The sequence below is a fragment of the Streptomyces monomycini genome, from assembly GCF_022271435.1.
GTDB classification, from domain to species: domain Bacteria; phylum Actinomycetota; class Actinomycetes; order Streptomycetales; family Streptomycetaceae; genus Streptomyces; species Streptomyces monomycini.
On record NZ_JAFIQY010000012.1, the window covers coordinates 44,333 to 60,396 of the forward strand.

General features: G+C 72.3%; 10 protein-coding genes. 7 read left to right on the forward strand and 3 right to left on the reverse strand.

Annotation, left to right across the window (positions count from 1 at the left end):
- Window positions 1–132 precede the first annotated feature (132 nt).
- On the forward strand, window positions 133–1,590 hold the full coding sequence (locus JXZ78_RS16445; protein WP_238783163.1) for a glyceraldehyde-3-phosphate dehydrogenase: 1,458 nt from the start codon (window positions 133–135) through the stop codon (window positions 1,588–1,590).
- Window positions 1,591–1,777: 187 nt separating this feature from the next.
- On the opposite strand, the gene JXZ78_RS16450 is transcribed toward JXZ78_RS16445, so the two are convergent.
- From JXZ78_RS16450 to JXZ78_RS16460, 3 genes are all read right to left on the reverse strand, one after another.
- The gene (locus JXZ78_RS16450; protein WP_157851515.1) at window positions 1,778–1,936 is read right to left on the reverse strand and encodes a hypothetical protein; all 159 of its coding nucleotides are present in this window, start codon (window positions 1,934–1,936) and stop codon (window positions 1,778–1,780) included.
- Between the two features lie 74 nt (window positions 1,937–2,010).
- Window positions 2,011–2,187, reverse strand: a complete 177-nt coding sequence (locus tag JXZ78_RS16455) for a hypothetical protein (RefSeq protein WP_157851516.1) — start codon at window positions 2,185–2,187, stop codon at window positions 2,011–2,013.
- A gap of 285 nt (window positions 2,188–2,472) precedes the next feature.
- Window positions 2,473–5,238: an ATP-binding protein gene (locus JXZ78_RS16460; RefSeq protein ID WP_238783164.1), complete on the reverse strand. Its 2,766-nt coding sequence runs from the start codon at window positions 5,236–5,238 to the stop codon at window positions 2,473–2,475.
- A gap of 356 nt (window positions 5,239–5,594) precedes the next feature.
- Here JXZ78_RS16460 and JXZ78_RS16465 point away from each other — a divergent pair, with 356 nt between their 5' ends.
- From JXZ78_RS16465 to JXZ78_RS16490, 6 genes are all read left to right on the forward strand, one after another.
- Complete coding sequence (locus JXZ78_RS16465) at window positions 5,595–8,330, forward strand: Pls/PosA family non-ribosomal peptide synthetase (protein ID WP_078624112.1); 2,736 nt, start codon at window positions 5,595–5,597, stop codon at window positions 8,328–8,330.
- Between the two features lie 16 nt (window positions 8,331–8,346).
- Window positions 8,347–11,496: a non-ribosomal peptide synthetase gene (locus tag JXZ78_RS16470; protein ID WP_030019139.1), complete on the forward strand. Its 3,150-nt coding sequence runs from the start codon at window positions 8,347–8,349 to the stop codon at window positions 11,494–11,496.
- Window positions 11,497–11,577: 81 nt separating this feature from the next.
- A complete protein-coding gene (locus tag JXZ78_RS16475; RefSeq protein ID WP_030019140.1) occupies window positions 11,578–12,582 on the forward strand; it encodes a TauD/TfdA family dioxygenase in 1,005 nt (334 codons plus the stop codon).
- Window positions 12,579–13,676 (forward strand): 2,3-diaminopropionate biosynthesis protein SbnB, encoded by a 1,098-nt coding sequence (sbnB, locus tag JXZ78_RS16480; RefSeq protein WP_030019141.1) that lies wholly within the window; start codon window positions 12,579–12,581, stop codon window positions 13,674–13,676. Before JXZ78_RS16475 ends, sbnB begins: the two co-directional genes overlap by 4 nt.
- Window positions 13,677–13,755: 79 nt before the next feature.
- On the forward strand, window positions 13,756–14,739 hold the full coding sequence (gene sbnA, locus JXZ78_RS16485; RefSeq protein WP_030019142.1) for a 2,3-diaminopropionate biosynthesis protein SbnA: 984 nt from the start codon (window positions 13,756–13,758) through the stop codon (window positions 14,737–14,739).
- Window positions 14,740–14,937: 198 nt separating this feature from the next.
- Complete coding sequence (locus JXZ78_RS16490) at window positions 14,938–16,029, forward strand: glutamate--cysteine ligase 2 (RefSeq protein WP_030019143.1); 1,092 nt, start codon at window positions 14,938–14,940, stop codon at window positions 16,027–16,029.
- Window positions 16,030–16,064: the final 35 nt, after the last annotated feature.

Here is a 16,064-nt window from a genome sequence, read left to right on the forward strand (position 1 = left end):
CGAGTGCCTTCGGGTTGTGTTGTCATGTTCTCGACAGAAAGCTACGTGTCGCCGGTCACTACGGCACCCCGTGCACAACGAAAGAGCGGTGGGGTTAGCATCTGAGCACCGCCTAGCTCGAAAGATGGACCTGTGACTGTCAACGAGGACTCGTTCACAAACTGGAAGAACCGCGAGGAGATCGCGGAGTCGATGATCCCGATCATCGGGAAGCTGCACCGGGAACGGGACGTCACGGTCCTGCTCCACAGCCGCTCCCTGGTGAACAAGTCGGTGGTCAGCATCCTGAAGACGCACCGATTCGCGCGCCAGATAGCCGGCGAGGAACTCTCGATCACCGAGACGTTCCCGTTCCTTGAGGCCCTCACCGCTCTCGACCTCGGTCCCTCCCAGATCGACATCGGCCGGCTCGCCGAGACGTACAAGGCCGACGAGCGCGGCCTGTCGGTGGCGGAGTTCACCGCCGAGGCCGTCGCGGGCGCCCTGGGCGCCGACAAGATCGAACGCCGGGAGGGGCGCGACGTCGTCCTCTACGGCTTCGGCCGCATCGGCCGGCTCGTCGCCCGGCTGCTCATCGAGAAGGCCGGCTCCGGCAACGGCCTGCGGCTGCGCGCGGTCGTCGTGCGCAGGGGCGGTGGGCGGGCCGATGAGGATCTCGTCAAGCGCGCCTCGCTGCTGCGCCGCGACTCCATCCACGGCCAGTTCCAGGGCACCATCACCGTCGACGAGGCGAACAGCACCATCGTCGCCAACGGCAACGTGATCAAGGTGATCTACGCCGACGACCCGTCGGAGGTGGACTACACGGCGTACGGCATCAAGGACGCCATCCTCATCGACAACACGGGCAAGTGGCGCGACCGCGAGGGGCTCTCGAAGCACCTGCGCCCCGGCGTCGACAAGGTCGTCCTGACCGCCCCGGGCAAGGGCGACGTCCCGAACATCGTGCACGGCGTCAACCACGACACGATCAAGCCGGACGAGCAGATCCTGTCCTGCGCGTCCTGCACCACCAACGCCATCGTCCCGCCGCTGAAGGCGATGGACGACGAGTACGGGGTGCTGCGCGGTCACGTCGAGACCGTCCACTCGTTCACCAACGACCAGAACCTGCTGGACAATTACCACAAGGCCGACCGCCGCGGCCGCTCGGCGCCGCTCAACATGGTCATCACCGAGACCGGTGCCGCCTCCGCCGTCGCGAAGGCGCTGCCCGACCTCCAGGCGAAGATCACCGGCAGCTCGATCCGGGTCCCGGTGCCGGACGTCTCGATCGCGATCCTCAACCTCCAGCTCGCGCGCGAGACCAGCCGCGAGGAGGTCCTCGAACACCTCCGGGACGTGTCGCTGACCTCGCCGCTGCGGCGTCAGATCGACTTCACCAGCGCCCCCGACGCGGTCTCGAACGACTTCATCGGCTCGCGGCACGCCTCGATCGTCGACGCCGGCGCCACCAAGGTCGACGGCGACAACGCGATCCTCTACCTCTGGTACGACAACGAGTTCGGCTACTCCTGCCAGGTCATCCGCGTCGTCCAGCACGTCTCCGGGGTGGAGTACCCGACCTACCCGGCGCCGGTGACCGGCTGATCCGGACACCCGGCTGAACCGGACCGGACCACCGGCGGACCCGGCCGGTCCGGCGGTTCGGACACGAGGCGGCAGCAGGACAGAGACCGGCCCTGAAGGGCGCTCAGGTCACTCTCCCGCTGCCGCCGTCGGCCGTCCTCACAGGCCGTCACCGCAGCCCGTCACCACAGGCCGGTACGGCCGGCTGTCACCACCGGCCGTCACCGTAACGCCGGTGCAGCTCGCTGATCTCCTGATCGTCGCGGGCGGCCATGGACCGCGTGCGCCGTACGCCGGCTTCTATGGCGAAGAGCACGAGCCCGCCGACGAGTACCGACCCGAGCAGTAACACCACCACGAGTTCCACCTCCACCTCCTACCCGGCGCCCGCCGTGCCGCAACGGGCGCTCTCTCCGGCGCGCGCCGGAACCGGCCCACCGGTCACGGCGACTCGTGGAAGCTGTACGCATGGCCGCAGGCGTCGCAGGCGAAGCGGCCGTTCAGTCCGTCGTTGGCCGTCTGGCAGCGTGGACACGGGGCGGTGGTGAAGTACTCCGGCCGCCGCCCGGCCGCGTCCCCGGTGGCCACGCCACCCGGCCCTGATTCACCCTCTGTCATCCGGACGCTCCACAGTTGCACGACCACCCGCCATCCGGTCCCTGAATTACCTGAGCACCACACCGGCTGCAATACATGACTGCTCCTCGACCCGCACCACAGCACCCCGCGCCCAGACCGAGTACACCTATCTCAACATCGCCACGCCGTTATTCAGAGAATGTCCGGAAACGGCGTGGCGTTCCGGATGCGGGACGCCGCACGGTCCTCCGGCGCACATCGCGGCGCCGACTGTCCCACCAGGACGCCCGCGAAGGAACCCGCTCCCTGGCCGGCAGGCGTCTTTCAGCCAGGCGAGACGTCCTCCCAGACGATCCGGGTGGCGGGATCCGGCGCGTACGAGCAGTACGCGCCCGTCCGTACGCTGCGTTCCAGGTGCTGTCCGAGGACGGGATCGTGCGCGAAGACGCGTTTGACCGCCGCTTTCAGGGCCTTGGTGACGCTCAGCCGGGCCCGCTCGCCGTCGGACGCCGCCCGGCGGTCGCGGCCGCCGAGGCCGACGGCACCGGCGAGCTGCTCGGTCACAGCGTCGAGTTCGATACGGGCCTGTTCGGCCCGACCGGTGTCGTGGAAACGTTCCGCCTCGTCCAGTTCCTCGGCCAGCTCGCGCAGCCGCCTGCGGTAGGCGTCCTTCGCCCGGGCGTCGAGGACCGGCCCGGCGTCGCCCGTTTCCGGGGACCCCGGCCCGTCCGGCGCGGCCGGGCGGCCCCGTGCCGTACCGCGGTCGGCCGCGGCCAGTTCGCGTGCCGGGAACTCCCGGTCGGGCGCGGCGAGCAGCCGGGCCAGGTAGCCCAGGCCCACCGTGTGCTTGAGGTGGACGGTGCGGCCGTCGTGGGCGAGCGCCCAGTAGTCCCCCCGCCTGCGCAGCGACGCCTGGTGCGGCGCTGCCGACGGCGTGTCGCCGGTGCCGCGCGGTCCGTCCGGCGCGGGGGACGGGAGCGGCGGGTCCGTACCGAGTTCCGCCGCGGTGACCAGGACGGCGGTCGCGAGCGGCCACTGCCGGCCGTGGTCGCGTGCCTCCTCGAAGCGCCGGTCGCCCAGTTTCCTGCGGGCCTTGGCGATACCGGCCGCCCGCCAGCCCTTGAGGAACGACAGCAGCGCGGCGCCGGACTTCTTCCGGGCCGTGTCCGACGCGCCGAACAGCACGGCGGCCTGCTCGTAGTGCTGGTCGGACACGGCCAGCATGGCGGTGATCTGGAAGACCTCGGCGAGGCCCCACGGAGCGTCGAGCCGGTGGAACAGGCGCAGCGCCTCTCCCGTACGGGCACGGGCGTCGCGCACGTCACCCAGGCCCCACGAAGCGGTGGCGAGGGTGAGTTCGGCCCAGGCGATGCTCTTCGGCTCCCCGGCCTCGCACAGCAGGCGGAACGCCGTCCGGCCGTGGTGCTCCGCCTGCGCGAAGTCGCTCCGGGTGACCTCCACCATGGCCAGGAACAGGTAGGACCAGCCCACCAGCCACGGCTCGTCGGTCTTCAGCGCGGCCGTCAGCGACTCGCTCAGTGTCTCCACCGCGGCGTCCGGGTTCCCGAGCAGCAGCGCGCCGAACCCGACGTACTGCAAGGAACACACCAGCCCCGGCAGGTCGCCGTCGCGCCGTGACAGGCGCTCGGCCTCGGAGCAGGAGAGCCAGGCGCGCTCCGGGTCGCCCTGGATCACGGCGAGCAGCCCCAGCCCGTTCAGGGCCCGTACGCGGCCTTTGGCGGCGGCGTTCCGGTCGGCCGCCAGCGCCCGTTCGAGCCAGACGCGTCCCTCGGCGTAGCGCCCCTGAACGTCCCAGAAGGACGCGAGGGCCCCGGCCATACGGACCGCGCCGTCGATGTCGTTGGAGGTCAGCAGCCATTCGAGGGCGGCACGCAGATCGTCGTGCTCGGCCTTGAGCCGGTCCAGCCACACCGCCTGGTGCGGACTCCGGAACCGCTCCCACGCCTGCTCGGCGAGGTCGTGGAAGTACGCGGCGTGCTGCGCGGACAGCGGGCCGAGCTCGCCCCGCTGCCGCAGCCGGGCGAGCCCGTAGGCGCGCAGCGTCTTCAGCAGCCGGTAGCGGGTGGGGGAGTGCCGGGGGACCACCGTCACCAGCGACTTGTCGACGAGCCGCAGGAGCAGGTCGCCCGGACAGGCGGTGCCGCTGTCCGCCGTGGCGACGGCCTCCACGGCGTCCAGGGTGACGGCGCCGGCGAAGACCGACAGCCGCTCGAACAGCTTCCGTTCGGGCTCGCTGAGCAGGTCGTAGCTCCATTCGACGACGCTGTCCAGGGTCCGGTGGCGGCGCAGCGGGGCCCGGGTCTCCCAGGCCAGCAGCCGGAACCGGTCGTCGAGCCAGCGGCTGAGCTGCTCGGCGTCGAGCGCGTTGGTCCGCGCCGCGGCCAGTTCGATGGCCAGCGGCAGGCCGTCCAGCTTCCGGCAGATCTCGGCCACCGCCGCCGCGTTCGCCTCGGTGACCGCGAAGCCCGGCTCGACCGCCGCGGCCCGGTCCGCGAACAGCCGGACCGCGTCGTACTCCAGGACGGCGGCCCCGGCGGCCTGTGCGGGCGGTGTGGCGAGCCCGGTGACCGGCCAGAGGGCTTCACCGGGGATGCCGAGACGTTCCCGGCTCGTCGCCATGACGCGTAGGTTCCGGCAGGCGGACAGCAGCGGCAGCACGAGCTGCGCGACCGCTTCCACGAGATGTTCGCAGCAGTCCAGCACCAGCAGCATGACCTTGTCGCGGAGCCGTTCCGCCAGGACGTCCGGCAGCGTTCTGCCCGCCTGTTCCTGGACGTCCAGCCCCGCCGCGACGGCATGGGTGACCAGCAGCGGCTCGCTCAGTCCCGCCAGTTCCACGAAACGCGCTCCGTCCCGGTAGTGGGACGTGAGACTCGCGGCCACCTCGATGGCGAGCCGGCTCTTGCCCGCCCCGCCGGCCCCGGTCAGGGTGACCAGCCGGTTCCGTTCCAGGCGCGCGCGGACTCCGGCGGCTTCGCGGTGCCGGCCGACGAAAGTCGTCAGCGGCGCGGGCAGTTCCTTCGGTCCTCCGGCCGACACCATCTTCGACGCTCCAACCCAGCGGCGCATCGAAGCGCCACCCCCCGCTCGCGAGAATAGGTTCGCGCCGGGCGGCGAAACAACCGAAACCGGCTTGGTGTTCTGCCGGTAACGGTTCTGACCTGCGGGTCGTGCAGGGCGTCGACCGGCCGGCGGAGGCCGGTGAGCTGTGCGGCGCCACCGGTGAGGCAGGGGCTGGAGCGGCGGCACGGCTGCCGCGGACGTACTGCCCCTACGGCGGACGGCCTCCGTCGGACGGCCCGGTCCGGGAGGCTTTTCCCGGGTGTTACGTGAATTTTCACGGTGTTCCCCGCCCGTTCACGCCTCATCGACGAGGGGCCCGGTCCGCCGGGCCCGTGACTCCGCTACCCCGAGGAGCTCACGTGGTGGGAAAATCCGTCGAGGCACCACCGGCAGCAGCACCGCCCGGATCAGCCGGACCGTCCGAACCGACAGCACCGTCCGAACCAGCAGTTCCGCCCGGATCAGCCGGACCGCCCGCACCAGCAACGCCGTCCGCGCCAGCAGTCCCGCCCGAACCGGCCGCCCTCGCCGACGTCCTCGCCGCGGTACTGGCGGACGTCCTCCGTGCCGAACGCGTCGCGCCCGACGCCCACTTCTTCACCGACCTGGGCGCCGACTCGCTGGTCATGGCCCACTTCTGTGCCCGGGTCAGGAAACGCGCCGGTCTCCCGTCGGTGTCGATGCGGGACGTCTACCGGTACCCGACGATCACCGGTCTGGCGGCGGCCCTCATCGGCACCGCACCAGGACAGCCACCGGCCCCGCCCTCGGCTCCGTCTCCGGCCGCTGCCTCCGCCGCCTCCGCCGCACCCCAGCCCCCTGCCCCGGCCCAGGCCGCGTCCGCGCCACCGCCCCCGCCTCCCGTCGGCACACTCGCGTACCTCCTCTGCGGCACCCTGCAACTCCTGACGTTCCTCGGCTACTCCTACCTCGCCGCCGTCGCCACCGCCCGCTGCTGGGACTGGATGTCCGACGCGTCCGGCGCGGGCGGCATCTACGTACGGGCGGTCCTCTGCGGAGCCGCGGTCTTCCTCGGCCTGTGCGCCTTCCCGGTCCTCGCCAAGTGGGTGCTGGTCGGGCGGTGGACGCAGCGGGAGATACGCGTCTGGAGCCTGGCGTACTTCCGGTTCTGGGCCGTCAGGACGCTCGTGCAGGCGAATCCGCTGGTCCTGTTCACCGGCTCACCGCTCTACGCCGGCTACCTCAGGGCGCTGGGCGCGAAGATCGGACGGGACGTCACGATCCTGTCCCAGCACGTGCCCGTCTGCACCGACCTGCTGACCGTCGGAGCGGGCACGGTCGTCCGCAAGGACGCGTACTTCACCTGCTACCGGGCCGACGCGGGGGTGATCCGGACCGGTCCGGTCGTCCTCGGCCAGAACGTGCTGGTCAGTGAGGCGACGGTGCTGGACATCGGTACGTCGCTGGGCGACGGGGCCCGGCTCGGCCACGCCTCCGCCCTCCACACGGGCCAGGCCGTGCCCGCCGGGGAGCACTGGCACGGCTCGCCCGCGCAGCGTACGGAGGCCGGTCACCGGATGCCCGACGCGGCCTTCCGCAGCACGCCGCGCGCGGCCTACGCGATCCTGCAACTGCTGAGCGCCCTGCTCGTGTACCTGCCGCTGGCCATCGGCGGGGCGAGCATGCTGCTGGCCGCGGTGCCGTACCTCGCGACGCTCCTGGCCCCGGGGCCGCCGGCCTTCACGGGCTGGTCGTTCTACGGTCAGGCACTGGCGGCCTCGGCCGCGCTCTTCTTCGGCACGCTGACCGCCGGACTGCTCGTGGTGGTCACCGTGCCCCGGCTGCTCCACCTCGCCATCGAACCGGGCCGGGTCTACCGGATGTACGGCCGGCACTATGCGCTGCACCGCACGATCGCGCGGATGACCAACGTCAAGTTCTTCACGGCGCTCTTCGGCGACAGCTCCTACATCGTCTCCTACCTCGGCCGCCTCGGCTACGACCTGTCCCGTGTCGAACAGACGGGGTCCAACTTCGGCACGGACGTCAAGCACGAGTCCCCGTACCTCAGTTCGGTCGGCAGCGGCACGATGGCCGCCGACGGCCTGTCCCTGATGAACGCGGAGTACTCCCGGACCTCCTTCCGGCTCTCCCGTGTCACGATCGGCCCCCACAACTTCCTCGGCAACGACGTCTGCTACCCGCCAGGGGGCAGGACGGGCGAGAACTGCCTGCTCGCGACGAAGGTCGCGGTACCCCTCGACGGGCCCGTACGGGAAGGCGTGGGCCTCCTCGGTTCGCCCTGCTTCGAGATCCCGCGCTCCGTCGAGCGCGACGCCGCCTTCGACCATCTGCGGGAAGGTGACGCGCTCCGGCGCCACCTGGCCGCCAAGAACGCCTTCAACCTCCGGACGATGGGCCTGTACCTGCTGGCCCGGTGGGGGCAGGTGTACGTCCTGACCCTGCTCGCCTGGGCCGCCGCCGACCGGTACCACACGCTCGGCGCCGCGGCGATCGCGGCGGCCTCCGTCCTCGCGCTGCTCTTCTCGCTCACGTACTCGGTGTGCGTCGAGCGGGCCGTCACCGGGTTCCGGCGTCTGACGCCGCGCTACTGCTCGATCTACACGCCGTACTTCTGGCGGCACGAACGTTTCTGGAAGCTGCACGCCATGCCGTCGCGTTTCTTGAACGGCACCCCGTTCAAGAGCCTGGTCTGGCGGGCGCTCGGCGTACGGCTCGGACGGCGGCTGTACGACGACGGCTGCGGCATGCCCGAACGTTCCCTCGTCACGATCGGGGACCACTGCACCCTCAACGCGGGCAGCGTCGTCCAGTGCCACTCGCAGGAGGACGGCACCTTCAAGTCCGAGCGCATCGTCATCGGCAGCGGCTGCACCCTCGGCACCCGGGCCCTGGTCCACTACGGCGTCACGGTGGGCGACGGCGCGGCGCTCGCACCCGACTCCTTCCTCATGAAGGGCGAGGAGGTGCCCCGGCACGCGCGATGGGGTGGCAACCCCGCACGGGAGATGCCCGCAGGGGAGCTGCCCGTAAGGGAGACACCGGCCAGGGAGCTGCCCGCCCCCGCCCCACGGAGCGGTTCGCAGGCCCCGCACCACCCCGAGCGTACGGACTGAGAGCGGAGGAAGACCGATGGCGAAGACAGCGGAGGAAGCCGGCCGCGCGTTCTGGCGCGGCGTGTTCGACGGCGGCGGCTTCACCGCCGTTCCCCGGTGGGCACACCGTCCCGTCCCCGGACTGGCCGAGTACCGGGCGGCGGTCCCGGCCGGTCTCGTCACGGCCCTGGAAGGCGTCGCGGACGAACTGGCGGTGCCGCTCCGGACCGTACTGCTGGCGGCACACGCCAAGGTGCTCGCCGCGCTGACCGGCGACCAGGAGGTCACGACCGGGTACGCCGCGGCGCCGGGCGGCCGGCCGCTGCCCTGCCGGCTGACAGCCGCCCCCGGCTCGTGGCGGGCCCTGGTGCTGCACACCCGCCGTGCCGAGTCACGGCTGCTGGCGCACCAGGACGTCCGGCCCGGCGAGCCGGCGCGCCATCCGGACCGGCAGGCGCTGCTGTCCGAGGCGGTCTTCGATCCGCACGACACCGGTGACGGGCTCCCCGAGGGCGTCGTCCTGTCGGCCGGCGTCGCCCGGTGTCACGGCCGCCTCACCTTGCGGCTGCGCCATCGCACCGACGCGCTCGACACCGAGTGCGCCGCCAGGATCGCCGGATACCACCTCACCGCCCTCGCACTGATCGCCGCCGACCCGCACGCCGACCACACCCGGCAGAGCCTGCTCTCCGCCGACGAACTCCACCACCAGCTGGAAGGCCTCGCGGGCCCCCGCAGGGATCTGCCCGACCACCGCGCGCACGAACTCTTCGAACAGCAGGTGGCGGCCCGGCCCGACGCCGTCGCGGCCGTCCACGGCGACCGCAGCTGGACGTACGCGCAGCTCAACGCCCGTGCCAACCAGCTCGGCCGGGCCTTGCTGGCCCGCGGGCTGCGCCGCGAAGGAGTCGTCGCGGTGGTCACCGAGCGGAACCTCGACTGGACGGCCGCCGTCCTCGCCGTCCTCAAGGCGGGCGGCGTCTACCTGCCGATCGAGCCGCACTTCCCCGCCGACCGTGTCGCCACCACCCTCACCCGGGCCGGCTGCTCCCTCGTGCTGACCGAGCACGGCAGCACCGGCACCCTCGACCAGGCCCTGAAGGAGCTGCCCGAGGTGCGGTGCCTGACCGTCGACACGGCGTACGCGGAACAGCACGCCGAGGGCGACCTGGGCAGTACGGTGACCGCCGGACAGCTCGCCTACATCTACTTCACCTCCGGCTCCACCGGCGAGCCCAAGGGCGCGATGTGCGAGCACGCGGGCCTGCTCAACCACCTCTTCGCGAAGATCGACGACCTGGAGATCGGCCCGGGACAGGTGGTCGCCCAGACCGCGCCCCAGTGCTTCGACATCTCGCTGTGGCAGCTGATCGCCGCGCTCCTCGTCGGCGGCCGGACGCTCCTGGTCGAACAGGACGCGGTCCTGGACGTCCCCCGGTTCGTCGACCGGATCGCCGAGGGCCGGGTGAACGTCCTCCAGGTCGTACCGTCGTACCTGGAAGCCGTGCTGTCCTTCCTGGAGCAGCACCCCCGCGCCCTGCCCGACCTGCGGTACGTCTCCGTGACCGGTGAGGCGCTGAAGCCGGAACCGGCGCAGCGCTGGTTCGCCGCCCGGCCCGGCACCGCCCTGGTCAACGCCTACGGGCTGACCGAGACCTCGGACGACACCAACCACGAGGTGATGCGCCGCGCACCGGGCGGGGCACGGGTCCCGCTCGGCCCGCCCGTCGCCAACGTACGGGTGTACGTCGTCGACGAGCATCTCGCACCGGTCCCGCTCGGCGCCCCCGGCGCGATCGTCTTCTCCGGCGTCTGCGTCGGCCGCGGCTACGTCAACGACCCCGAACGCACCCGCGCCTGCTTCGGCACCGACCCGCACCGGCCCGGACAACGCCTCTACCAGGGAGGCGACTTCGGACGCTGGCGGCCCGACGGGAAACTGGACTACCTCGGGCGCCGCGACGCCCAGGTCAAGGTCCGCGGCTTCCGTATCGAGACCGGCGAGGTGGAGAACGCCCTGCTGCGCGTGCCCGGTGTCCGCGACGGCGCCGTGATCGTCACCGAACGCGCAGGCCAGGGCGCACGCCTGGTGGCCTTCTACCGCGGTCGGCGGGCCCTCGCGGCCGACCTGCTGCGCAGCCGGCTGGAACAGTCGCTGCCCGCGTACATGGTGCCCTCGGCCTTCCACCGGCACGACGGCCCGTTGCCGCTGACCGCCAACAGCAAGACCGACCGCAAGGCCCTCGCGGCGCTCGCCGCCGAACTCGACGACGCGGGCGGCCGGCACGTCGCGCCGCGGACACCGGCCGAGCGGCGGCTCGCCACCGCGTGGGCCACGGTGCTCGGCGTCCCGCAGACCCGCATCGGCCGCCGGGACCACTTCTTCGACCGGGGCGGCACCTCGCTGGCCGCGGTGAAGCTGGCGATCCTCCTGGACCGCGCGGTCTCCCTCAAGGACGTCACCCGGCACCCCGTCCTCGCCGACCTGGCGGACGTGCTCGACGGCAGGTCCCGGCCGCCGGGCACGGAGCTGCTGCGGCCGCTGACGGCACCGGACGGCGCGCACGACGGTGCCCTGGTGTGCTTCCCCTGGGCGGACGCCGACGCGGCGGCCTTCCAGCCGCTGGCCGACGCGCTGCGCGACAGCGGGCGGGCGGTCTACGGAGTCGGACTGCCCGCCCTCGACACGACCGCACCGGGCGGCCCGCCCACGGCATCGGCGCAGGCCGTCGCGGAAGTCGTCGCGGAGATCGTCGCCGACATCGTCCGCCTCGGCCTGACCGGACCGCTGCTGTGGGGACACTCCTCGGGAGCCGCGTACGCCGTGGAGGCGGCCAGGCAACTGGAGGAGCGCGGTACGGCGGCCCGGCGGCTGTTCATCGGAGCGCAGTTGCCCGGTGACGGCCACGACGAGCGCGATGCCGCCGACGAACGGGCTCACCACTATCTCGCCCACGCCCTGGCCACCCCGCCCACCGCCCGGCTGTCCACACCGGTCACCGCGGTCGTCGCCGCCGACGACCCGCGCACCGCGCGCTTCCGGCACCGCTACCGGGACTGGAGCCCGCTGGCCGCACACGTCGACCTGTACGTCCTGACGACCGGCGGCCCCTGCTTCCCGCGCACCCGGCCGGCCGACACGGCGCGTGCCGTACTGCGCGCCGCCGAACTCCTCGCGCCCTCCTGAAGGCCCCGGACCCTTCCCGCGGACCGCCACCCGCACCCGAACTCGACCGAACTAGACCGAACTCGACCGAAAGAGCCTGCCATGCCGCACTCGCCCGCCACCCCGCCACTCGACCTGAACCTGCTCCCCGGCACGCCCCCGGTCCTCCTCGCCGAACCCACCGGCGACGCGGCGAGCTGGGCCGCCGGATACCGGGACACCCTGCGCACCCTCGCCGTCGAGCACGGCGCGGTCCTGGTACGCGGCCTCGGGCTGCACGACGCCGACCAGGCCGGCGCCGTCTTCCGGCACCTGGCCACCGGCCTGCTCACGGAACGTGAGGCCTTCGCCCCGCGACAGGAGTACGCCGAGGGCGTGTACTCCTCCGCGAAGTGGCCGCCCTACCAGCCGATGTGCATGCACCACGAACTCAGCTACACCCTCACGGCCCCCGGCCTGCTGCTCTTCGCCTGCCTGACCGCACCGGGCAGCGGCGGCGCCACCGCCGTCGCCGACGCGTCCGCCGTCCTCGACGCGCTCCCCGCCGAGCTGGCCGGACGCTTCGAGCGGGAGGGCTGGCTGCTCACCAGGAGCTACAACGACGAGGTCGGAGCCTCCCTGACCGAGGCCTTCGGCACCGACGACCGCCGTGCCGTCGAACGCTACTGCCGTGGCCACGCCATCGACTTCGCCTGGCAGCCCGACGGCGGCCTGCGCACCCGCCAGCGGCGCGGCGCCGTGCTGCGTCACCCCGTCACCGGCCACCGCTGCTGGTTCAACCAGATCGCCTTCCTCAACGCCTGGACGATGGACCCGGAGGTGCGCGCATACCTCACCGACATGTACGGCGCCGACGCGCTGCCGTTCGACACGCGCTACGGCGGCGGCGACCCGATCGGCGAGGACGTCGTGCACCTGCTCAACACCGTCTACGCGGCCCACACCGCGCGCGAGCCGTGGCAGCCCGGTGACCTGATGATCGTCGACAACATCCGTACGGCCCACAGCAGGGAGGCCTACGAAGGGCCGCGCGACGTGCTCGTGGCGATGACCGACGCGGTGCACCTGACCGCCCGCGCGTCCGGGACGGAGGCGATCGCGTCATGACGTCCACCCGCCCCGCCGGGACGGCGGCCGGACCGCGGGCGCCGCACACCGCGCCGTCCTTCGCGGTGATCTCCGGCGCCCAGGTGCAGGAGGCCCTGCGCGGCCGCGAACGGCAGATCGTCCAGCTGGTCGAAACCGCGTACCGGCTGCACGGCGCCGGTGACACGGTCGATCCGCCGTCGTACTTCCTGGACCTCCCCGACCGGCCGGACTCCCGCATCATCGCGCTGCCCGCCTCGATCGGCGGGCCCACACCGGTGGACGGCCTCAAGTGGATCTCCAGCTTCCCGCGGAACGTGGCCGCCGGCCTGCCCAGGGCCTCGGCCGTGCTGATCCTCAACGACCCTGCCACCGGGTACCCGTACGCCTGCCTGGAGAGTTCGATCATCAGCGCCACCAGGACGGCGGCGTCCGCGGCCGCGGCGGCCGACCGGCTCAGCCGCGGCCGTCCGCGCCCGTGCCGCGTCGGCTTCTTCGGCACCGGCCTGATCGCCCGCTACATCCACACCTTCCTGGCCGCCACCGGCTGGCAGTTCGACGCGGTCGGGGTGTACGACGTGTCCGCCGACAGCGCGGCGGGCTTCTGCACGTACCTGGAATCGGCGGCCGTGACGGGTCGGGAAGAGCCTTCGGCCGGCGCCGGCCGGGTCACTGTGCACACCGACCCGGGGCAGCTGATCCGCACCAGCGATCTCGTCGTCTTCGCCACCGTCGCCGCCCGGCCGCACGTCGGCGACCTCTCGTGGTTCGCGCACCACCCGCTGGTGCTGCACGTGTCACTGCGCGACCTGGCCCCCGGAATCCTGCTCGACGCGGCCAACTTCGTCGACGACGCCGACCACTGTCTGCGCGCCGGCACCTCACCCCACCTCGCCGAACAGCTCACCGGCGACCGCCGCTTCGTCACCGGGACGCTGGCGGACGTCCTGGCCGGCCGGGTGAGCGTGCCCGCGGACCGGACGGTGGTCTTCTCGCCCTTCGGCCTGGGCGTGCTCGATCTGGCCGTCGGCGCCTTCGTCCACGACGAAGTGGCCCGCGCCGGGGCCCTGCACCTCATCGACGATTTCTTCCACGCATTACGCCGGTACGGGTGAACGCGGTGCCGGTACAGGACAACCGGCCGCGCCGGCCCGGATGAACGACTGCGTGCATTGCAGAACGAGGGGGGACAAAGTGCCAGTCATATCCTTGCCGTTGGATTTCAACGAGGAGGACCTCTACGTCGACCTGCGGGCGACGTTCGGGCATCCGCTCTACCTGAAGTGCGAGGGCTTCAACTTCGCCGGTTCGATCAAACTGAAGGCCGCCACGGAGATGGTGGCGGCCGCGGAACGCGACGGGGTGCTCACACCGGGGGCCACCCTGGTCGAATCCTCGTCCGGGAATCTGGGCGTGGCGCTGAGCATCATCGCGGCGAGCAAGGGCTACGGCTTCCTGTGCGTGACGGACGCCCGCTGCAACCTGTCGGCCCGGCGGATGATGGAGGCGCTGGGCAGCCAGGTCCATGTCATCACCGAGCCGGACGCCGGCCAGGGCTTCCTCGGCGCGCGTATCGCCTACGTACGCGACCTGACCGCCTCGGACGACCGCTACGTCTGGCTCAACCAGTTCACCAGCCCCGACAACTGGAAGGCGCACTACCGCAGTACCGCACCGGCCATCGCCCGCCAGTTCCCACGCCTGGACGTCCTGTTCGTCGGCGCCGGCACCACCGGGACCCTCATGGGCTGTGCCCGCTACTTCCGCACCTGGCACCGCCCGGTGCACGTCGTCGCGGTGGACAGCGTCGGCTCGGTGTCCTTCGGGGGCGCCCCGGGCCGCCGGATGATCCCCGGCCTGGGCACCAGCGTGCCACCGCACCTGCTCGACACCTCCTACGTGGACGAGGTGGTCCGGGTGGAGGAGACGGAGACCATCCGCACCTGTCACCGGCTGGCCGGCCGCGGCTTCCTCTTCGGCGGTTCCACCGGCACCGTCGTCAGCGGCGCCACCGCCTGGCTCGGCCGCCACCACCCGCACCGCCTCACCGCCGTCGCCATCGCCCCGGACCTCGGCGAGCGCTACCTCGACACCGTCTACCGCAACACCTGGCTGCGGGACGCCTACGGCGAGGACCTGCCGGCCACCGACGGGCTGGCGGCCGCACGGTCGGCCTGACCCGGGCACGCCGCCCGTCCGGCGCGCCGCCGTCCGGGTACGCCCCCGCCCGCGTACGCCGTGGCCGCAGGGCCCCGGCCGTAGGCTGTCCGGCGCCGGGGCCCCGGCCGGTTCACGGGGCTCCGGGAAGTCACCGGGCGTGAGCGGCCGGGGCCGGGGTACGCGAGCGGTTCCGAAGACGGAGGAAGGGTGGACGACGTGCGCAGTGTGGGTGTGGAGGAGGAACTGCTGCTGGTGGACGCGCGGACCGGCGAGCCGCGGGCGCTCTCGGCGGCGGTCCTCGCGGCAGCGTCGCGTGACCCGCTGGGCAACGAGGACGTCTTCGAGAGCGAGCTGCACCGGCAGCAGCTGGAATTCGCCACCCGGCCGCAGACGGACATGGGCGACCTGGCCAAGGAGATACGGCGCTGGCGGGCGGAGGCGGCACGCCACGCCGAGGGCGTACAGGCGTCGGTGGCCGCCCTGGCCACCTCGCCGCTGGAGGTGAGCCCGGCCATCGGCAGCGGCGAACGCCACCAGTGGCTCGCGGAGCACTTCGGCCTCACCGCCCAGGAACAGCTGACGTGCGGCTGCCACATCCACGTCTCCGTGGACTCCGACGAGGAAGGCGTGGCCGTACTGGACCGGATGCGGCCCTGGCTGTCCGTCCTCCTGGCGATGAGCGCGAACTCGCCGTTCTGGCAGGGCGAGGACAGCCGCTACAGCAGCTACCGCAACCGGGTGTGGGGACGCTGGCCGTCGGCCGGCCCGGTCGAGGTGTTCGGCTCCGCCGACCGCTACCACGAGCAGGTCGGCGATATGACCGCCAGCGGTGTGCTGAAGGACGAGGGCATGGTCTACTTCGACGCCCGCCTGTCCCGTACGTACCCCACCGTCGAGACCCGGGTCGCCGATGTGTGCCTGGACCCGTCCACCACCGTGCTGCTGGCCACCTTGATACGCGGTCTCGTGGAGACGGCGGTACGCCAGTGGCACGACGGCGTCCCGCCCGGCCGCCACACCGTCGCGCTGCTGCGCCTGGCCACGTGGCGAGCCGCCCGCTCGGGGCTGGAAGGCGAACTCATCCACCCCGTCACGATGCGGCCGGCCCCCGCCGAAGCCGTCGTACGGGCCCTGTTCGATCATGTACGCGACGCCCTGGAGGACAGCGGCGACCTCAGGCACGCACAGGAGGCGCTGGCCACCCTGCTGAAGACGGGTAACGGCGCCCGTGTGCAACGGGAGCTGCTGCGCAGCACGGGCAGCCTGCGGGGCGTGGTCACCGAGTGCGTACGCCGCACGCTCGACTGAGACGCGAGCAACGCTTCCACGTCCTGGCCCACCCG